Source organism: Mesorhizobium onobrychidis (assembly GCF_024707545.1).
Taxonomy (GTDB): Bacteria; Pseudomonadota; Alphaproteobacteria; order Rhizobiales; family Rhizobiaceae; genus Mesorhizobium; species Mesorhizobium onobrychidis.
Map to the genome: position 1 here is coordinate 3,335,349 of NZ_CP062229.1, position 20,283 is coordinate 3,355,631.

General features: G+C 62.3%; 16 protein-coding genes and 2 pseudogenes. 14 read left to right on the plus strand and 4 right to left on the minus strand.

All coding sequences use genetic code 11. From position 1 onward, the window contains the following. Positions 1-67: 67 nt before the first annotated feature. The 4 genes from IHQ72_RS16610 (at position 68) to IHQ72_RS16625 (ending at position 6,420) form a co-directional block, all read left to right on the plus strand. Positions 68-1,723 (plus strand): ABC transporter substrate-binding protein, encoded by a 1,656-nt coding sequence (locus IHQ72_RS16610; RefSeq protein WP_258123414.1) that lies wholly within the window; start codon positions 68-70, stop codon positions 1,721-1,723. 227 nt (positions 1,724-1,950) lie between these two features. Continuing rightward, positions 1,951-2,985, plus strand: a complete 1,035-nt coding sequence (locus tag IHQ72_RS16615) for an ABC transporter permease (RefSeq protein ID WP_027153847.1) — start codon at positions 1,951-1,953, stop codon at positions 2,983-2,985. Between the two features lie 12 nt (positions 2,986-2,997). Then, on the plus strand, positions 2,998-4,155 hold the full coding sequence (locus IHQ72_RS16620) for an ABC transporter permease (RefSeq protein WP_258123416.1): 1,158 nt from the start codon (positions 2,998-3,000) through the stop codon (positions 4,153-4,155). A gap of 48 nt (positions 4,156-4,203) precedes the next feature. Then, entirely contained in the window at positions 4,204-6,420 is a 2,217-nt protein-coding gene (locus IHQ72_RS16625; RefSeq protein WP_258123423.1) for a dipeptide ABC transporter ATP-binding protein, read from the plus strand. A 13-nt stretch (positions 6,421-6,433) separates the two neighbouring features. Here IHQ72_RS16625 and IHQ72_RS16630 read toward each other — a convergent pair whose 3' ends face one another. After that, positions 6,434-7,024, minus strand: a complete 591-nt coding sequence (locus IHQ72_RS16630; RefSeq protein ID WP_258123424.1) for a transglycosylase SLT domain-containing protein — start codon at positions 7,022-7,024, stop codon at positions 6,434-6,436. A 217-nt stretch (positions 7,025-7,241) separates the two neighbouring features. Between IHQ72_RS16630 and IHQ72_RS16635 the strand changes: the two genes are divergently transcribed. Both IHQ72_RS16635 and IHQ72_RS16640 read left to right on the plus strand, forming a co-directional pair. Then, positions 7,242-8,780, plus strand: coding sequence for a trimethylamine methyltransferase family protein (locus IHQ72_RS16635; RefSeq protein WP_258123425.1), 1,539 nt, complete (start codon positions 7,242-7,244; stop codon positions 8,778-8,780). Between the two features lie 243 nt (positions 8,781-9,023). After that, a complete protein-coding gene (locus IHQ72_RS16640) occupies positions 9,024-11,465 on the plus strand; it encodes a GcvT family protein (protein WP_258123427.1) in 2,442 nt (813 codons plus the stop codon). A 19-nt stretch (positions 11,466-11,484) separates the two neighbouring features. Here the strand turns inward: IHQ72_RS16640 and IHQ72_RS16645 are convergent. Further along, a pseudogene (locus IHQ72_RS16645) lies at positions 11,485-11,877 on the minus strand (DoxX family protein). Between the two features lie 189 nt (positions 11,878-12,066). Between IHQ72_RS16645 and IHQ72_RS16650 the strand changes: the two are divergent. Continuing rightward, positions 12,067-12,555: a hypothetical protein gene (locus tag IHQ72_RS16650; protein ID WP_258123428.1), complete on the plus strand. Its 489-nt coding sequence runs from the start codon at positions 12,067-12,069 to the stop codon at positions 12,553-12,555. Positions 12,556-12,829: 274 nt separating this feature from the next. On the opposite strand, the gene IHQ72_RS36895 is transcribed toward IHQ72_RS16650, so the two are convergent. Both IHQ72_RS36895 and IHQ72_RS16660 read right to left on the minus strand, forming a co-directional pair. Beyond that, complete coding sequence (locus tag IHQ72_RS36895; RefSeq protein ID WP_309508892.1) at positions 12,830-13,198, minus strand: hypothetical protein; 369 nt, start codon at positions 13,196-13,198, stop codon at positions 12,830-12,832. 84 nt (positions 13,199-13,282) lie between these two features. Then, the gene (locus tag IHQ72_RS16660; protein ID WP_258123429.1) at positions 13,283-14,059 is read right to left on the minus strand and encodes a VOC family protein; all 777 of its coding nucleotides are present in this window, start codon (positions 14,057-14,059) and stop codon (positions 13,283-13,285) included. A 179-nt stretch (positions 14,060-14,238) separates the two neighbouring features. Here IHQ72_RS16660 and IHQ72_RS16665 point away from each other — a divergent pair. The 7 genes and pseudogenes from IHQ72_RS16665 (at position 14,239) to IHQ72_RS16695 (ending at position 20,278) form a co-directional block, all read left to right on the plus strand. Continuing rightward, a pseudogene (locus IHQ72_RS16665) lies at positions 14,239-14,955 on the plus strand (gamma-glutamylcyclotransferase). Positions 14,956-15,093: 138 nt separating this feature from the next. Then, positions 15,094-16,458, plus strand: a complete 1,365-nt coding sequence (locus IHQ72_RS16670) for an NAD(P)-dependent oxidoreductase (RefSeq protein WP_258123430.1) — start codon at positions 15,094-15,096, stop codon at positions 16,456-16,458. Between the two features lie 2 nt (positions 16,459-16,460). Next, on the plus strand, positions 16,461-17,774 hold the full coding sequence (gene preA / locus IHQ72_RS16675) for an NAD-dependent dihydropyrimidine dehydrogenase subunit PreA (protein WP_258123431.1): 1,314 nt from the start codon (positions 16,461-16,463) through the stop codon (positions 17,772-17,774). A gap of 475 nt (positions 17,775-18,249) precedes the next feature. Next, entirely contained in the window at positions 18,250-18,768 is a 519-nt protein-coding gene (locus tag IHQ72_RS16680) for an RrF2 family transcriptional regulator (RefSeq protein WP_258123432.1), read from the plus strand. Positions 18,769-18,780: 12 nt separating this feature from the next. Beyond that, a complete protein-coding gene (locus tag IHQ72_RS16685; protein WP_258123433.1) occupies positions 18,781-19,239 on the plus strand; it encodes a carboxymuconolactone decarboxylase family protein in 459 nt (152 codons plus the stop codon). Between the two features lie 63 nt (positions 19,240-19,302). Then, positions 19,303-19,680 carry a DoxX family protein gene (locus tag IHQ72_RS16690; RefSeq protein ID WP_258123434.1) on the plus strand — a complete coding sequence of 126 codons (378 nt, stop codon included), beginning with the start codon at positions 19,303-19,305 and terminating at the stop codon, positions 19,678-19,680. Between the two features lie 103 nt (positions 19,681-19,783). Beyond that, positions 19,784-20,278, plus strand: a complete 495-nt coding sequence (locus tag IHQ72_RS16695; protein WP_258123435.1) for a DUF3592 domain-containing protein — start codon at positions 19,784-19,786, stop codon at positions 20,276-20,278. Positions 20,279-20,283: the final 5 nt, after the last annotated feature.

A 20,283-nucleotide genomic window follows, 5' to 3' on the forward strand; every position in this document is an offset into this window, starting at 1 on the left:
CCGTTTTTGACATCATGGCCCGGATGCGGAATGGTAAAAGGCAGAAAGCCAACAATGGGAGTTCGTGATGACAATCTACAAGAGTAATGGCGATCGCGTTCCGGATCACATCCATGCAATGGCCGAAGAAGCCAGGGCCGGACGTGTCGATCGCCGCGAGTTTCTCGCTTTGGCCAGCGTCTTCGGCGCGTCCACGGCGATGGCCTATGGTATGCTCGGCCTCGCCGACCCGACGCCGGCGAGAGCGCAGGACGTACAGGGCAAGAAGGGCGGCATACTGAAGGTCGCTATGTGGATCAAGGATGCGAAGGATCCGCGCAAGGCCGACTGGTCGGAGATCGCCAATGCCGAGCGCCAGGCACTCGAGCCGTTGGTCAAGTACACAAACGAATACACGTTCCGCCCCTACCTGCTCGAGAGCTGGGACGTCAACGACGATGCCACCGAGTACACGCTGCATGTGCGCAAGGGCGTCACCTGGAACAACGGCGATCCGTTCACCGCGGACGACGTCATCTTCAACTTCAAGCGTTGGGCCGACAAGAAGGCCGAAGGCAATTCCATGCCCGGTCGTCTCGGCTCGCTGGTCAAGGACGACAAGCTGGATGAAAGCGCAGTCACCAAGGTCGACGATTTGACGGTCAAGCTGAAGCTCAGCACGCCGGATATCGCGCTCATCCCCAACGTGTGCGACTATCCCGGTCTCGTCGTCCACAAGACCTTCGACGAAAAAGGCGGCGATTTCAAAGCCTGCCCGATCGGCACCGGTCCGTTCGAACTCGTCTCCTACGATGTCGGCCAGAAAGTCGTCTACAAGCGCCGCGAAGACAACAAGTGGTGGGACGGCGAGGTCTTTCTCGACGGCATCGAGTTCATCGACTACGGCACCGATCCGGCAGCCACGGTCAGCGCCTTCGAATCCGGAGAGGTCCATACCAATTTCGAGACGTCGGCCGATTATGTGTCGATCCTCGACGGTGTCGACCTGGTCAAGTACGAGGTGGTCACCGCAGCGACCATAGTCTGCCGGACCAACGTGGCCAACAAGCCTTATGACGACCAGAAGGTTCGCAATGCGCTGCAGCTCGCGGTCGACAACGCTGTCGTGCTCCAGCTGGGCGGTGGCAATGCCGGCACCGTCGCCGAAAACCACCATGTCTCCCCGATCCATCCGGAATATTACGAGCTGGCGAAGATTGCCCGCGATCCAGCCAAGGCGAAGGCGCTGATGGAGGAAGCCGGTCAGGCCGATTTCGAGCACGAGCTGATCACGGTCGACGAAGACTGGCACAAGAATACCGGCGATGCGATCGCCGCGCAGATGCGCGACGCCGGCATCAAGGTGAAGCGCACGGTGCTGCCGGGTTCGACGTTCTGGAACGACTGGACGAAGTATCCGCTGTCGATGACCAACTGGAACATGCGGCCGCTCGGCGTCCAGGTTCTGGCGATCGGCTACCGCACCGGCGAAGCCTGGAACGAAACCGCCTGGTCGAATCCCGAATGGGATGCCAAGCTCAACGCCGCGCTTTCGGTCGCCGACGCCGCCAAGCGCAAGGAGATGATGAAGGACATCGAGCAGATCCTGCAGGATTCCGGCATCATCATCCAGCCCTACTGGCGCAAGCTCTACAGTCACTCGGTGCCTGCCGTTAAGAACTACGCCATGCACCCGACCTTCGAGCGCGACTACGGCAAGGTCTGGCTCGACGAGGAGGCCTGATCGGATCGATCGTGGAAGGGGCGGTTCGCCCCTTCCACCCACGCCATGCATGATTCCAGACCCGAAAGTAGGCGCAGCAAGAAAAGCGCGGACACTTCGGATGGGGGCGTGCAATAAGACAGGGTTGATCGCATTCTGAGGGTCCGTTTGACAGCCAGCTCTGCCGATAGCGGCTGATTTGGCTCCAAGCCGGCCTCAACCCCAACCAGACCGGCAGGGGGACCGCCATGCTCTCTTTCATCCTTCGACGCCTCGGCACCATGGCATTGACGATGCTGTGCCTGACGATGGTCGTGTTCTTCCTGATCAATCTCGACCCCAATCTGAAAAAGCTGGCGATCAGCCAGACTGAAATGCACACCTCGGCCGAGCAGCTCGAAAGCTGGCTGGTCAATCATGGCTACCGCCAGAATTTCTTCTCCCGTTATGGCCAATGGCTGGGTATCGTGCCCAAACAGCCGGTCACAGACCCGGCAACGGGCAAACCCGCGCGACGTTTTTCCTTCTGCAACGATCCTGTCGAGCCGACGTTCTCCGGCGTCCTGCAAGGCGACTTCGGCTGCTCGACCAAATTCAAGACGACGGTCGCGTCGAAGCTTTTCCCGGCGCTCGGCGCCACCGGCATACTGATGTTCTGGGTGCTTGTGGTGATGGTGCCGATCTCGCTTCTGATCGGCATCCTCGCCGGCATGCGCGAGGGCTCGCGAACCGACCGGACGTTGTCCGTCGCCTCGATCGCCTCGACGGCGACGCCCGAATATGTGTCGGGCGTCATTTTCACCGTCATTTTCGCCTCATGGCTCGGCCTGCTGAACGGTTCGGCGGCTTCGGCCAGCCGGGGCATCACCTTCTACAATTTCACGCTGCCTGTCATGACGCTGGCGATCTACGGCATCGGCTATATCGCCCGCATGACCCGCGCCTCGATGGTCGAGGTGATGACGCAGCAATATATCCGCACCGCGCGGTTGAAGGGCCTCTCCTTCGGCAGCGTCGTGGTCAAGCATGCGCTGCGCAACGCGCTGATCGCGCCGTTCACTGTCATCATGCTGCAATTTCCCTGGCTGCTCACCGGCGTCGTCATCGTCGAGGTGATGTTCCGTTACCAGGGGTTCGGCTACACGCTGGTCGAGGCGGCCGGCAACAACGACATCGATCTTTTGCTCGGTTGCTCCCTGGTCTCGGTGTTCATCGTGCTGATCACGCAGCTCATTTCCGATGTCGGCTACGCGTTTCTCAATCCGCGTATCAGAGTTCAATAGGGGATCGGGCGGATGCAGCTTGAATATATCGGCGCCTTCAATGTGGTGCTTGGCGTGCTTGCGCGTTTCTGGCCGGTCTGGATCGCTCTCGTCCTGGTGATGGGGGCGAGCTTCACCTACAAGAAGAGGCTTGGCCTCTACGGTCAACTCTTCGACAGCAGCGTCGGCGTCGTCGGCGTCGGCATCTGCCTGTTCTGGCTGTTCACGGCGATCTTCGCGTCAACCATCTCGCCCTTCAATCCGCTTGTCCAGATCCCGATCATGAAGGACGCGCTGCCTGGCGCGGTCGAGCCGCAATCGGGACTTGTCTACCTGTTCGGCGGTGACAAGCTTGCCCGCGACGTGTTCAGCCGTATGATCTATGGCAGCCAGATCGTGCTGATCATCGCGCCGGCGGCGACCGGTTTCGCGCTGATGGTCGGCATCACGCTTGGCCTGCCGGCCGGCTATTATGGCGGCAGGATCGATACGGTTCTGTCCTTCCTCGCCAATCTGGTGCTCGCCTTCCCGGTGATCCTCCTGTTCTACCTCTTGGTGACGCCAGGCATCATGGAGACGCCGATTCCCTATGCGATGGCCGGCCTGTTCTTCCTGTTCCCGATTATCTTCTTCAGCGTGCTGTTCTGGACGCGCTACAAGAAGCGGCCTGACCGGCTCTACATCCTCCTGGGGCTGACCCTTGTCATTGGCGGCTGGGTCTACGCCGGCCTGGTCTTCGATGCCGACCCGTTCAGGATCATCCATATCGATCCCAACCAGCTCAACATCTTCGTGGCGGTGGTGTTCGCCTCCAGCCCCGGCGTGTTTCGCATCGTGCGCGGTCTGGTCATGGACATCAAAACGCGCGACTATGTGGCGGCGGCGCAGACGCGCGGTGAATCGCCCTGGTACATCATGCTGTGGGAGGTCCTTCCCAACGCTCGCGGGCCGCTGATCGTCGATGCCTGCCTGCGTATCGGCTACACCACGATCCTGCTCGGCACGCTCGGCTATTTCGGCCTGGGGCTGGCGCCCGAGAGCCCGGACTGGGGCACGGCGATCAAGGATGCCAGCCGGCTGCTGCGCTCCTTCATCCATCCGGCCCTGCCGCCGACGATCGCGCTGATGTCGTTCGTGCTGGGCCTTAATCTGTTGGCCGACTCGCTGCGCGAACAATCGATGAAAGATTGATGGACGGGTCTTCGACCCTACTTAGCAGAACAAGGATTGGAGCGACCCATGAATGAGGCAGTTCGAAATCCCGCCAAGCCGACCAATGGGCCGATCATCGAGATCGAGAACCTGTCGATCTCCTTCTTCACCCGCAAGGGTGAGATACCGGCCGTCATGGACTTCTCCTGCACGGTCATGCCCGGCGAAGCGATGGGCATCGTCGGCGAATCCGGCTGCGGCAAGTCGACCGTGTCGCTCGGCATCATGCGCGACCTCTCCAACATCGGAAAGATCGTCGGCGGCCGGATAAAGTTCCAGGGCAAAGACATGGGCGAGCTGTCCGACGAGGAACTGCGCGCCATCCGCGGCAACAAGATCGCGATGATCTACCAGGAGCCGATGGCCAGCCTGAACCCGGCGATGAAGGTCGGCCAGCAATTGATGGAAGTGCCGCTGATCCACGACAAGGTGTCTAAGGAAGAGGCTTATCGACGCGCGCTGGAAATGGTGCGCTCGGTCAGGCTGCCCGATCCCGAGCGCATGATGCGCTCGTTTCCGCACCAGCTTTCCGGTGGCCAGCAACAGCGTATCGTCATCGCCATGGCGCTGCTGTCGAAGCCGGCGCTGCTCCTGCTCGACGAGCCGACGACAGCGCTCGACGTGACGGTGGAAGCCGGCATCGTCGACCTGGTCAAAGGGCTCGGCGAGAAGTTCGGCACCTCGATGATCTTCGTGTCGCACAATCTCGGCCTGATCCTGGAAACCTGCGACCGCATCACGGTGATGTATTCGGGCGAAGCGGTGGAGACCGGCAAGATCAAGGACGTCTTCGACCGGATGCGCCATCCCTACACGCAGGGCCTGTTCCGCTCGATCCCGCTGCCCGGCGCCGACAAGAATTCGCGGCCTCTGATCTCCATCCCGGGACAATTGCCGCTGCCGCACGAGCGGCCGAAGGGCTGCAATTTCGGCCCCCGCTGCCACCACTTCGTCGAGGGCGTCTGCAACGCCGCCGAAATCCCGATGATCGCGGTCGACGGCCATGAAGGCCATTTTTCGCGCTGCGTGCGCTTCAACGAGATCGACTGGGAGGCGCTGCCGCCCGGCGCCAAGAAGGTCAACGAGCGCGTCGAGCCCGGCGCGCCGGTGCTCAAGATCGAGGATCTCAAGAAGTACTACAAGGTCGGCGGCAGCGAGGTGTTCGGCTCGAGGGAAGGCCGCGTCGTCAAGGCCAACGAGACGATCTCTTTCATGGCACGCGAATCCGAGACCGTCGCCATCGTTGGCGAGTCCGGCTGCGGAAAGTCGACACTGGCCAAGGTGCTGCTCGGGCTGGAGACGGCAAGCTCCGGCAGCGTGACGCTGGGCAACAAGCAGATCGAGTCGACCAGCATCGAGAAGCGCAGCGTCGAGACGGTGTCGTCGATCCAAATGGTGTTCCAGAACCCGTTCGACACGCTCAACCCCAGCCATACGGTCGGCTCGCAGATCATCCGCACCCTGGAAAAATTCAATGTCGGCAACACCGTCGCTGATCGTCGGAAGCGGATGCTGGAGCTTCTCGACCTGGTGAAGCTGCCGCGGGCGTTCGAGACCCGCAAGCCGCGCCAGCTTTCCGGCGGCCAGAAACAGCGCATCGGCGTGGCGCGGGCCTTTGCCGGCGACGCCAAGGTGGTGGTGGCAGACGAGCCGGTCTCGGCGCTCGACGTGTCGGTGCAGGCGGCAGTGACCGAGCTCCTGATGGACATCCAGCGCAAGAACAAGACGACGATGCTGTTCATCAGCCACGATCTGTCGGTGGTGCGCTATATCGCCGATCGCGTCGTCGTGATGTATCTCGGTTATATCGTCGAACAGGGCACGACCGACCAGATATTTTCGCCGCCCTATCATCCCTACACCGAGGCGCTGCTCTCGGCGATCCCGATCGCCGACACCAGCGTGGTCAAGAAGCACATCGTGCTGGAGGGCGACATCCCGTCGGCGATGAACCCGCCAACCGGCTGTCCGTTCCAGACGCGCTGCGGCTACAAGAAGCTGGTGCCGGACAATCTTTGCGAGACGCAGGTGCCCCCGGTCAAGCATCTCGGCGACGGTCATATGAGCCTGTGCTGGCTTGCCGACGACGTGCTGGCGAAAATGGAGCCGGTGATCAAGTTCGACAAGGAACATGCCGCCAATGAAGGCGTGCCGGAAGACGCGCCGCATGGTGCCGGTCCGGGCTTTGCCGGCGCCCCGCCCAAGCGTCCGAGCGGCAAGAGGCCGAAGCTGACGGACGGTTAGATCCGTGGCGCCATCAAGGCGCACACTGGCGTAGCTGTGCGGCGTAATCGCGAGCCATCTGCTCGGTGGCCCGCGCGTAGCGCTGCACGCCGGCATCGCCCCGTTCGCCGCGCTTGTAGGCGGTCCAGCCAAGATAATAGGCCAGATACAGATTGTAGGTGTCGTTGCGGGCGACGCCGAGCGTGTCGGCGGTCTTGGAATGATACCAGCCGACGAAATCGACGGCATCGGCAAACTTGGTGCGGCGCGCCGCCCAGCTGCCCGTCTCGCTTTGATATTGCGCCCAAGTGCCGTCAAGCGCCTGCGAGAAGCCGGCGGCGCTGGAGACACGTTTCCAGGGAATGAAACCCAGAAGCTTGGTGCGCGGCGGCTTGGAGTTGCTCTTGAAGCCGGATTCCTTGCGCACCGTCGCCATCAGCACGGGAACCGGCACGCCGTATTTCTGCTCGGCGCGCTCGGCCGCTGCCTGCCAGTTGTCGAACCAGCCGTCATTCTGGTCGAACACGGCACAGACATCGTTGATATGGCTTGGCGGCGTCGCGCAGGCCGACAGCGCCAGCAACACGGTAACAGCTACAATTTTACTAAAACCCGACCTACACATTGGAAGAGGATTAGGCCGAAAACATAAAAGGAATCTTGCGGCGTTCCTTAACGGCTCATCGGCCGCTTTGGCTGGGGTAGAGCAATGATAATATTCCGACGCTTTCTGTCGCCTTTGTCGCAATGAAATTCCTAAAATGCCGCCTTGGCTAAAATCACGTCCGCAGGCGGCGGATTTCTGACAGCCCGGTCGTAGCCGCGGCGCTTTGATGCAGCACATGACCGAACCGAGACGCAAGCGCGGCGCCGCGCGAACCAGCAACAGGGGACCGACCGCCATTCCGCAACTGCCGTTGCGCCGCGTGACAAATCCCTATCCGCCAATGGCGATGCTCTCGGCCGACCAGATCGAGGCGATCCACGAAGCCTCGATGCACATTCTGGAGAATTTCGGCATCGAGGTGATGAGCCCGCGGGCGCTTTCCCTGTTCGATAAGGCCGGGGCCAAGGTCGATCATGCGTCGATGACTGTCCGCATCGACCGGGGCATGATCGACGAAGCATTGAAGACGACGCGGTCCAGCTACCGGCTTACGCCGCGCAACCCGGCCCGTGCCGTCCATCTCGGCGGCAACACCATCAACTTCACCCTGGTTGCCGGGCCGCCCAATGTGCACGACATGGAACGCGGCCGCCGCGCGGGAAACCTGCGCGACTATTGCGATCTCACCCGGTTGGCGCAGCATTTCAACTGCATCCACATGCTGGGCAACCAGGTCTGCGCCCCGGTGGAACTGCCGGCCAATTCCCGCCACCTCGACACCTATTTCGCCAATCTGACGCTGACCGACAAAAGTTTTCACGTCTCGGCGATCGGCCGGGGCAGGGCGCTGGACGGCATCGAAATGATGGCGATTTCGCGAGGGTTGACGCTTGATGAGATGCGCGACGATCCAGGCGTCACCACCATCATCTCGGTCAACTCGCCGCGCCGCTTCGACGAGATGATGGCCGAAGGGCTGATGACCATGGCCGAGTTCGGCCAATCGGTCGCGGTGACGCCGTTCACGTTGATGGGAGCGATGAGCCCGGTGACGCTTGCCGGCGCGCTGGCGCAACAGAACGCCGAGGCGCTGTTCGGCGTGGTCTTGACGCAGCTTGTCCGCCCTGGCGCCCCGGTCATGTATGGCGCCTTCACCTCCAATGTCGACATGAAGTCCGGTGCACCGGCCTTCGGCACGCCGGAGAACACCAAGGCCAACATCGCCTCCGGGCAGCTGGCACGGCGCTATGGACTGCCCTACCGGACGACGCCGGGCTCGGCCTCCAACGCCGCCGACGCGCAAGGCGCCTATGAGACGCTGATGGCGCTGTGGGGCGCGGTGCTCGGCCACGGCAATCTCGTCTACCACGCAGCCGGCTGGCAGGAGGGCGGGCTGACCGCGTCGTTCGAAAAGTTCATCATCGACGTCGAGATGATCCAGCACATGATGGAGTTTTTGCGTCCGATCGAAGTCAACGAGGCGGAACTCGCCGTCGAGGCGCTGGGTGCGGTGCCGACCGGCGGCCATTTCTTCGGCGAGCCGCACACGCTGGAGCGCTATGCCACCGCCTTCTACCAGCCGATGCTCTCCAATTGGCAGAACTACGAGGCCTGGCAGGAGGCCGGCGGGCTCGACACTACGGCGCGGGCGACGCGGCTGTGGAAGAAAGCGCTGGAAGACCATGTCGAGCCGACGATGGATATTTCCGCGCGCGAGGCGCTGGAGGCGTATGTGGCCAGGCGCAAGGAAGCGATCGGGCCGGGCGAGCCGTGATGGTCGAAGGCTTGCGCTCGTGTACCCCCCTCTGTCCTGCCGGACATCTCCCCCTCAAGGGGGGAGATTGGCTGTCACGTTCTCCTTCGCCAATCACCAACGTTGAAAGGAGCGCGGCGGCGCCGTCGCTGCTGATCTCCCCCCTTGAGGGGGAGATGGCCGGCAGGCCAGAGGGGGGTGGCTTGGCTCCTCCCGCCCCGATTCATCGTTCCCCTCCAACTCCCTGAAATAACGAGAAAACCCATGAAATCGCATGCAAAGGTCGTGGTCATTGGCGGAGGCGTCGTCGGCTGTTCCGTGCTGTTCCATCTGGCGCGTCACGGCTGGACCGACATCGTGCTCATGGAGCGTGACGAGCTGACCTCCGGCTCGACCTGGCATGCGGCCGGTGGCATGCACACGATCAATGGCGATCCCAACGTCGCCAAGCTGCAGAAATACACGATCTCGCTTTACAAGGAAATCGAAGAGCTGTCCGGCCAGGCGACCGGCGTCCACCTGACCGGCGGCGTGCTTCTGGCGGCGACCGAGGCGCGGCTCGACTGGCTGCGCGGCGTCGTCGCCAAGGGACGCTATCTCGGCATCGACCTCGAGGAGATTTCGCCTGATGAGGCGGCCGAGCTGATGCCGCTGCTCGACCCGAAGCAGTTCGTCGGCGCCGTGCGCAACAAGGAGGATGGCCATCTCGATCCATCGGGGGTCACCCACGCCTATGCCAAGGCCGCGAGGAAGCTCGGCGCCGGGGTTGAACGCTTCACCAAGGTCGAGGACATCGTGCGCCGCGCCGACGGGCTGTGGCGCGTCATCACCAACAAGGGCGAGGTGATCGCCGAGCATGTCGTCAACGCCGGCGGCCTGTGGGCGCGCGAGGTCGGCCGCATGGTCGGGCTGGAACTGCCGGTGCTGGCCATGGAGCACATGTACCTGATCACCGAGGACATGCCGGAGGTTGCCGCCTGGAACCAGAAGACCGGCACGGAGATCATCCACGCGGTCGATTTCGACGGCGAACTCTATCTGCGCCAGGAGCGCGGCGGCATGCTGATGGGTACCTATGAGAAGGCCAACAAGCCATGGTCCGAATTTTCCACGCCCTGGAATTTCGGCCACGAACTGCTGGAGCCTGACATCGACCGCATCGCGCCATCGCTGGAAGTCGGCTTCCGCCATTTTCCGGCCTTCCAGAACACCGGCATCAAGCAGATCATCAACGGCCCCTTCACCTTCGCGCCCGACGGCAACCCGCTGGTCGGGCCGGTGCGCGGCCTGCCGGGCTTCTGGGTCGCCTGCGGCGTTATGGCCGGCTTTTCGCAGGGCGGTGGCGTCGGCCTTGCACTGTCGAACTGGATGATCGAGGGCGATCCCGGCGCCGACATCTGGGCGATGGATGTCTCGCGCTACGGCGACTGGGCAACGATGGCCTACACCAACGCCAAGGTGCGAGAGAATTATTCGCGGCGTTTTTCCATTCGCTTCCCCAATGAGGAGCTGCCTGCCGGGCGGCCGCTCAAGACCACGCCGGTCTACGACCTTTTGTCGGCCAAGGGCGCGCAATGGGGCGTGGCCTTTGGGCTGGAAGTGCCGCTGTGGTATGCGCCCGAGGGCGTCAGGGACGAGTTCTCGTGGCGGCGCTCGAGCGATTTCGAGCATGTTGCAAAAGAGGTGAGGACAGTGCGGACAAGTGTCGGCCTGTCGGAAATCTCGTCATTTGCCAAATACAGGGTGACAGGCGAGGGCGCGGCGGCCTGGCTCGACCGCCTGCTTGCCTGCAAGCTGCCAAAGCCCGGCCGCATGACGCTGGCGCCGATGCTGAAAGAAGACGGCAGGCTGATCGGCGATTTCTCGCTGGCCAATCTCGGCAGCCCCAATTCCAACGGGGAGGGCTGGTTCCTCGCCGGTTCCGGCATTGCCGAGGAGTATCACATGCGCTGGTTCGAGGCGCATCTGCCGCAAGATGGTTCGGTCCATATCGAGGCGCTGGGGGCGAGACTGACTGGCCTGTCGATTGCCGGTCCGAGGGCGCGGGACGTGCTGGCAGAAGTCACGCGGGCGGATGTGTCGAATGCGGCGTTTCCGTTCATGGCCATCCGCAAGGTGGATATCGGCATGGCGCCGTGCCTGGTCGGCCGAGTCAGCTACACCGGCGATCTCGGCTACGAGATCTGGGTGGCGCCGGAATATCAGCGTGCCGCGTACCAGACCCTGATGGCGGCTGGCGAAGAATTCGGCATCGGCCTGTTCGGCTCGCGCGCGCTCAATGCGCTGCGGCTGGAGAAGAACTACGGCTCGTGGGCGCGCGAATACCGGCCGACCTATGGTCCGCTGGAGGCCGGGCTCGATCGCTTCGTCGCCTACGGGAAAGAAACCGATTTCATCGGCCAGCAGGCGGCACTCGCCGAGCGTCGGCAAGGCGGCAAGCTGCGGCTGCGTGCCTTTGTCGTCGATACGGCAGACGCCGACGTCATCGGTGACGAGCCGATCTGGTTCGACGGCGTCGTGCGCGGCTGGGTCACGTCAGGCGGCTACGCGCATCATTCGAAGACGTCCGTGGCTATGGGCTACGTGCCGAAGGAAATCGCCGATGAGGCCGACGGTTTCGAGATCGAGCTCTTGGGGAAGCGCTATCCCGCGCGCGTGCAGCCGACACCGCTGTTCGACGCGAATCTCGAGCGGATGCGGGGGTAAAGGCGCCGCTGGTGGCGGCTCAAGCGCTGCGGCGGTTGTCCAGCGCCAAGGCGCCGGGACCAGCAAACACCAGATAGAGGAAAATGAAGCAGAACGAGATCGTCGCGTCGCCGCCATTGTTGACGGGGAAGAAATCGCGCGGCATGTGCGCCATGAAATAGGCGATCGCCATCTCGCCGCTGAGAAGAAACTCGACCGGCCTGGTGAAAAGCCCCAATACCAGCAGGATGCCGCCGACGAATTCGAGGATGCCCGCGGTCAGCGATAGGCCGCTCAGGGTGGCGGCGTGTTAGCTGACCGGGAAATTGAACAATTTCTGGGTGCCGTGCTCGATGAACTGCAACGCGGTCATGATGCGCAGAACCCCCAGCGCCTGCGGCTGATATCTGGCAAGGCCGTCGAAAAGCTTCATCTAAACTCCATCTTACCCCGAACCGGCCATAGATTATCGCCCGGCAAGGGACCATTCACTTCGCATGGCCTGCCATCAACAATCGGTGATTAGAATGTTCCTCGTCCTTTTATTCTCGCTAGGGTTGCATTAAAATCGCTATAGTTGTATTGATAGCCAGACACTCCAAACCATGTGGGTTCGTTTGCCATGAGAAAAATCCTCGTCAGCCTATTCGCCATCCTTGCAGGCACGAGCGTCGCCATGGCCGACGACGCCGGCTGTGCTGCCTTCAAATGGCCGGTGACGCGCGAGGAGGCCCTGTTTGCGGCAGCGCCCGCCGCGCAGTCCGCGGCTGACCTTTCGGTCGGCGAGGCTGCAGATGTCGCGTTGGCGCCAGTCGACACGATCAGCTTCACCGTTCCGCCGGAACGCGCGCCGGCAGCCGGTACATTCGGCGCGACGGCAAGCGTAGCCGTTCCCCCTGAGGGAGAGCTCCAGATCAGCCTGTCTGATGAGGCCTGGATCGATGTCGTTCAGGACGGCAAAGCCGTGAAGTTGGCGGCTTTCAGTGGTATGAAGACCTGTCCGGGGATCCGCAAGAGCGTGCGCTTCAAGCTGGCCGCCGGCCCGGCGACCATCCAGCTCAGCGGCGCCACGAAAGAGACCCTTAAGGTTGCGGTGCTGGCGCCGGAATGACTTTGCGCCCTGAGGCAATTCATTTGCTCGCATCGCACCAACGGTGCGGTGCGGCTGTTCAATTTTGATAGGTATCGGGCTGGTTCAGTGTCCCGGCGCGATCAGCGCGAAATTCGGGCGAACCGCCGCCATGAGCACGATAGATTTCGCCTAAAGAACATCACCCGGATTGAATGGAACTCCGGCTCCCCGAAGTGCTTTCGCCAACTCGCGCTCCCAATTCTTGCCGTCGCTGAACGACACATAGCCGATGCCATCAAAGTCTGAAGGTTTCTCAACACCCTCGCCCATGAGTGCGCAGACGTTCTTTGATTCGAGCTTGCCGATGAAATCCTAGCTCGAACACTACGTTTTGTCGGGCTCGCTTCCAGTCCGGCGTGTCCCTCGCGGCTGGCGAGGCCGCGGATCTGGCACTCTTGCCGGTCGATACGATCAGCTTTACGCCCGCAGCCGGCACGTTCGGCGCGACGGCAAGCGTGCCGCCGGAGGCGCGCTCCAGATCAGCCTGTCCGGCGAGGGCTGGGTCGATGTCGTTCAGGACGGCCATGCCGTTCGCTCGGTCGATTTCAGCCGCGTGAAAACCTGTCCTGGCATTTGCACAAGCGTGCGTTTCAAGCTTGCGGCGGGTGCCGCGACCGTCCAACTCAGCGGCGCCAAAAGGCCGGTCTCAAAGTTGCGGTGCTGACGCTGGAATGATCCAGCGGCAGCACTCGGTCGGTCAGGACGCCTACCGCACCGGCGCCGTTAGTGCGAAATGGGCGCCTTGTGGGTCCGTGCACATCACGATCCAGCCGCCGCCGGGTACCTCCATCGGGCCCATAAGGATCTTGCCGCCACTGTCGGTTACGCGCTTGGCCGCCGCGTCGATGCTAGGTACATTGAAATAGAACTGCCAGACCGGCACGGGAATCTGCTCGGGCTTGTTCATCATGCCGCCGATAGGTTCGCCACCAGCGGCGAAGAGCTGGTAGATGCCCATCGGCCCCATATCCATGGCGTCGCCCTTGGTCCAGCCGAACTGGCCGGAATAGAAATCGAACGCGGCGCGCCAGTCGGTCGTGTAAAGTTCATGCCAGCCGACATGGCCGGGAGTAGTGGCCGGCACGGGCGGCTGGTCGGGGACAATTGGCTGCAGGAAGTTGAAGGCCGCGCCTTGCGGATCGGCGACGACGGCAAAGCGGCCGACGCCCGGAATGTCATCGGGTTCGCGATGAACCGTACCGCCGGCCTCCTTCAGCGATTTCGTCGAAGCGTCGACATCCCTGGTGTGGATGTAACCGACCCAGGCCGGCGGCATACCCATCTTGCGCACTTCGTCCGGCTGCGCCATCAGCCCGCCGACGCCGCGCTCGCCGACATTCATGACGACATAACGCAGCATGCCTGGTGCGCCGTCGAAGGCCTGCGCCTTCCAGCCGACCACATCGGTATAGAATGCCTCGGCAGCGTCGAGATCGGTGGTCATCAGTTCGTACCAGAAGAAGGGCATCGGGGACTTTGGCATTGTCGTGCTCCTTGCGTTTCCAGTTGTGGATTGTGGTTCGATCCATCCTAGGACGATCTTGGCGACAGAAATCCGACATCTGGGCCACAAATCGATCGCGGCAAGGCGCCCCTCATTTCGCAATCTTGCGCATGTTGCGGTTTTCGACTTTGCTTGCCGTCAACGAGGGTTGTTGATCCATGCGCCGGATGTCGCTCACTTCAGAGCTTGTCGCGCTATGCCATCGGGAGGAGGCCGATCCCGGTCCCGATGGAAGCTGGACGCAACTGAACGATGAGGATTTCCAGACCCTCGCGTCGCGGCTATCGAGCGAAGCAGACGCGGGCCCCTTGTGGGTGTTCGCCTATGGCTCGCTGATCTGGAAGCCGGCTTTCGCGTCCGTCGAACAACAGCGCGCTACCCCTTTCGGCTGGCACCGGTCCTTCTGTCTCGACATTGCCCGCTGGCGCGGCAGCGCTGCGCAGCCGGGACTGATGATGGCGCTCGAACGAGGTGGCCGATGCGATGGTGTGATCTACCGCTTGCCGGAGGGAGAAAAGCCGCTGCAGATCGAAAGACTGTTGCGGCGCTAGATCGACGATCACGAGAGCGTCGGCTCGGTCAGATGGCTTCCGGTGCGTACGGCTCAAGGTTCAGTGCGGGCGCTGGGCTTCTGGGTCGGTGTGACCGGCAGGGGGACGTCGCTCAACCAGCCGCTGGAGAGGGTAGCGCAAGTGCTGGCGCGGGCGTGCGGGCATGTCGGGTCGGGCGCCGAATATCTCTACAACACCGTCCATCATCTGGAAGAATTCGGCATTCGCGACCGCAATCTGGGGCGGCTGCAGGAACTGGTCGCGAACGAGATCAGGTCGATCCATGGCGGTGCCCCCGGAATGGGCCTGCTGTCTGCGTCGTGATCGCTCGCACACGAAAACATGACTACAATTATCATATTTTTATTAAGCGTTTTCAGCAGCTTGGCTGAAAATTGACCAATTGATAAAAAAACAAAACGTGTTAGCCTTCCCCAAAACCACAAGAAATGGGGAAGCGGAATGGCGACTGGTCATTTCAAGCAGGGCATTGCCGGCGGCCGGCTTTCGCCTGAACAATATGCGGATAATTTTTCCGACCTGCATCCGCCGCTCGATCATCACGAGGCGCTGGTCGAGTCCGACCGCTGCTATTTCTGTTATGACGCGCCGTGCATGAATGCATGCCCGACCTCGATCGACATCCCGCTGTTCATACGCCAGATCTCGACAGGCAATCCGATCGGCTCGGCCAAGACGATTTTCGATCAGAACATTTTGGGCGGCATGTGCGCCCGCGTCTGCCCGACCGAGACGCTGTGCGAAGAGGTCTGCGTGCGCGAAGTGGCGGAAGGCAAGCCGGTGCAGATCGGCCGCCTGCAGCGTTATGCCACCGATGTCGCCATGGCTGAGAATAAGCAGTTTTACCGGCGCGCCGCCCCGACCGGCAAGACGATCGCCGTGGTCGGCGCCGGGCCGGCCGGCCTTGCCGCCGCCCATCGGCTTGCCCGCCACGGTCATGACGTGACCATCCTGGAAGCCCGTCCGAAGGCGGGCGGCCTCAATGAATACGGCATCGCCGCCTATAAGAGCATCGACAATTTCGCCCAGGCCGAGGTCGACTATATCACGTCGATCGGCGGCATCGACATCCAGAATGGCAAGGCGCTCGGCCGCGACTACCAGCTGTCCGACCTGACCAGGAATTACGATGCGGTGTTTCTCGGCATGGGGCTTGGCGGCGTCAACGCGCTGCGCGCCGACGGCGAGGAGGCGCAAGGCGTCACCAATGCGGTGGAGTTCATCGCGGAGCTTCGCCAGGCGAGCGATCTTGCCAGCCTGCCGGTCGGCCGGCGGGTCGTCGTCATCGGCGGCGGCATGACGGCGATCGACGCGGCGGTGCAGTCGAAGCTGCTCGGCGCCGAAGAGGTAACGATCTGCTACCGGCGCGGGCAGGAGCACATGAACGCCTCGGAATTCGAGCAGGACCTGGCCGCCGCCAACGGCGTCACCATCCGTCACTGGCTGCAGCCGAAGCGAGTCATTGCCGAAGGCGGCAAGGTGTCGGGCGTCGAACTCGAATACACGGCGATGGATGGCGAGAAACTCGTCGGCACCGGCGAGCGGCTGACGCTTACCGCCGACCAAGTGTTCAAGGCGATCGGCCAGAGCTTTGTCCCGGCTGCGCTCAACGGCAGCGGGGCCTTGCTTGCTTTGGAAGCCGGCCGCATCAAGGTCGATGCCGAAGGCCGCACCTCGCTGGCCAACGTCTGGGCCGGCGGCGACTGCATCTTTGGCGGCGACGACCTGACCGTCTCCGCCGTCGCACAGGGCCGCGACGCGGCCGAATCGATTCACCGGGCACTGACCTCGAACGGGAGGGCATGAGCATGGCAGACATCCGCAACAATTTCGTCGGCATCAAATCGCCGAATCCGTTCTGGCTGGCCTCGGCGCCGCCGACCGACAAGGCCTACAACGTCATCCGCGCCTTTAAGGCGGGCTGGGGCGGCGTGGTGTGGAAGACGCTTGGCGAAGAGGGGCCGCCGGTGGTCAACGTCAACGGTCCGCGCTACGGCGCGATCTGGGGCGCCGATCGCCGCCTGCTCGGCCTCAACAACATCGAACTGATCACCGACCGCGACCTGCAGGTGAATCTGCGCGAGATCAAGCAGGTCAAGATGGACTGGCCCGACCGAGCTATTGTCGTCTCGTTGATGGTGCCTTGCGAGGAGCATGCGTGGAAGGCCATCCTGCCGGTGGTCGAGGAGACCGGGGCCGACGGCATCGAGCTTAATTTCGGCTGCCCGCACGGCATGTCGGAACGCGGCATGGGTGCCGCCGTCGGTCAGGTGCCGGAATACATCGAAATGGTGGTGCGCTGGTGCAAGGCCAACACCCGCATGCCTGTTATCACCAAGCTGACGCCCAACATCACCGATGTGCGCAAGCCGGCGCGGGCCGCCCTTGCCGGCGGCACCGATGCCGTCTCGCTGATCAACACCATCAATTCGATCACCGGCGTCAATCTCGATAGTTTCGCACCGGAGCCGACGATCGACGGCAAGGGCTCGCATGGCGGCTATTGCGGCCCTGCGGTGAAGCCGATCGCCATGAACATGGTGGCCGAGATCGCCCGCGATCCGGAAACGCATGGGCTGCCGATCTCCGGTATCGGCGGCATCACCACGTGGCGCGACGCTGCCGAATTCATGGCGCTCGGCGCCGGCAATGTGCAGGTGTGCACGGCGGCGATGACCTATGGCTTCAAGATCGTGCAGGAGATGATCGCCGGCCTGGAAAACTGGATGGACGAGAAGGGCCATGCCTCGCTCGACGACATCGTCGGCCGCGCCACGCCCAACGTCACCGACTGGCAATATCTCAACCTCAATTACGTCGCCAAGGCGCATATCGACCAGGAGGCCTGCATCAAATGCGGCCGTTGCCACATCGCCTGCGAGGACACTTCGCACCAGGCGATTACCAGCATGGTTGATGGCGTCAGACATTTCGAGGTGATCGAGGCCGAATGCGTCGGCTGCAATCTCTGCGTCAATGTCTGCCCGGTCGAGAACTGCATAACCATGGAACCGCTGGCGGCTGGCGTGATGGACCAGCGCACCGGCAGACCGGTGTCGCCGGTCTACGCCAACTGGACGACGCATCCGAACAATCCGATGGCCAAGGTGGCGGCGGAATAGGGAGCGGACGGGTGAGCCATCTGTCTCCCTGGGCAGAGGAGATTTGTTCGGCGCCTGAGCGTGCAACTCCGCAGAACTTGGGTTCCTCGCCCCACGAAGTGGGGAGAGGTGGCCCGGCGAAGCCGGGACGGAGAGGGGCCTTCGCGGCGGCTGGGAACTGTTCAAGGCTCATGATGGACTTCCCATCTTGCTCGCGCCCCGATCCTTCACCGGTTCTGGCTTCGCGACTGTCGTCCCCCTCTCCGTCCCGGCTTCGCCGGGCCACCTCTCCCCCGCTCCACGGGGGCGAGGAACCCAAGTCCTGCAAACTGGCGCCCGCAGGGCAATAAAGGGGCGGCGCAACGATCTGAATGGATCAGGTGCCGGAATTCCTGAAACGTCATAAACCCGCCACCGAACCTCCAAAGTGGGCATTTCCTATTGCGGATAGAATTTATCCACGATAAGATATATCCATGAATTGGAGATCAGCTCAATGAAGCTGGGCGAGGGCGTCGAAGCGGCCATCCACTGCGCCGCGATGCTGGCCGGCGTGGAAGGCGCGGCGACTATGCCGGGTGCTGCCATGGCTGAAGCGTTCGGCCTGTCGCCGAGCTATCTCCTCAAGCATCTCAACGCGCTGACGGCGTCGGGTATCCTGGAATCGGTGCCGGGGCCATCGGGCGGTTACCGGCTGGCACGGCCGGCCGAGCGCATAACGCTGCTCGACATCGTGCTCGCCGTGGAAGGACGGGAACCGGCCTTTCGTTGCGGCGAAATCCGTCAGCGCGGGCCGGCCAGGCTCGATGCCTCGGTCTACGTCAAACCCTGCGGCATCAGCGTCGCGATGCTGAAGGCCGAACGCGCCTATCGCGCCGCTCTTGCCGAGGCCCGGCTGTCCGACATCGTGGCGGAATACGTGAGCGATGCCGATCCCCGTTCAGTCGCCGCGAACTGCGCCTTTGTCGAGCGCCATCAGCGACCGCAGAAATCGAGTTCAACCAAGCAAGCGTGAAAGGTAATGACGATGAAGCAGAGGCTGCAATTCTTCGGCGCGGCGCCGGAAATCATGAAAGCGGTGTCGGCGCTCAACAAGGCGGTCGACGAATGCGGGTTGGAGGCAAGCCTGCTGCACCTGATCAAGCTGCGGGCGTCGCAGATCAATGGCTGTTCGTATTGCGTCGAGATGCACAGCCGCGAGGCGCGCCACGACGGCGAGACCGAACAGCGGCTTTATCTCGTCTCCGCCTGGAAGGAGTCGCCGCTGTTTTCCGAGCGTGAACGCGCAGCCTTCGCCTGGACCGAAACGGTAACGAAGATCGCGGACAGCGGCGTGCCGGATGATCTTTACGCAAAAACGCTCGAACAGTTTTCGGAAGAGGAACTGGTCAAGCTGTCCGTTGCGATCGGCATGATCAACACCTGGAACCGGCTCTGCGTTCCCTTCCACGCCATTCACCCGATGCCGGCGGCCAGGGCTGCTTGAGCGGACGGGACTGGACGCGCGGTTATGTGCCGCGCGTCTCTTTTTTGCTTTGGGATCAAGAGTATGTTGTCGAATTTTGAGAATGAGATTCTTCTTGCCGCCCGCCTGCTGCTTGGCGGCGCGTTCGTCTTTGCCGGCCTGCGCAACATCCAGAACGCGGGCCTCCTGACCCAGATGATGACGACACGCGGCGTGCCGCAGGCGCGGCTGATGCTGCGGCTCGGCATCGTCCTTCAGATCGTCGCCGGAGGGCTGGTGATTGCAGGCATCTGGACCGCTCTTGCGGCGGCATGTCTGATCCTCTTCCTGCTGGTCGCGACACCGATGTTCAACAATTTCTGGGATCACCAGGGTTCGGAGCGCGCCGCCCGCATCAACGGCTTTGTCGGCAATGTCGCGCTGACCGGAGGATTTCTAGCGCTGATGGGCCAGGCACTTTAAGGAGAATCGCGCAGCCGATATGGTATGAATTGTCATCTGCGCATTAATCGCTCCGTTGCGATTGCCTCGTATGATTGGCTCAGTTTCGCTTGTCGGAGCCTTTATGGAGCAAAGCTGGAATAGCTTCTGGGGAAGCGTTTCGCAGGCCTTTCACCTCGCGCTCTCGCCGCTTCGGGCGCTTGCCGAAACATTCGGCTATTTTCCGAGCGATATCCAACTCTGGTGCTTCGTCTGCGGTCTCTTTTTCCTGGTGCTTGTCGTTCCCCACACCTATGGCGATCTCGTGCTTCGGCACCGTCGCGTCTATGTGACAGGCAAGGTGGTGGAGATAAAGATGTCCGACGACTCGCCCAGAACGCCGACCATCGAATTCGCCGATCGTCGCGGCAAGATCTGGCGCTTTGAATCGCATTTGCCGGTCAATAACATGACCGGTTCGGTCGGAGCGGCGGTAAAGGTCATGTATGATCCCCTGCATCCGAACCGGGCACGGGAAGTGGGGCGGCCGATCATGAAGGCAGTCCATACGGTGGTATGGTATGCCATTATCGCCGGGCTAATGGCGCTGGCCTTCTGGCCCGGCCTGACGTCCGATTGAGCCTT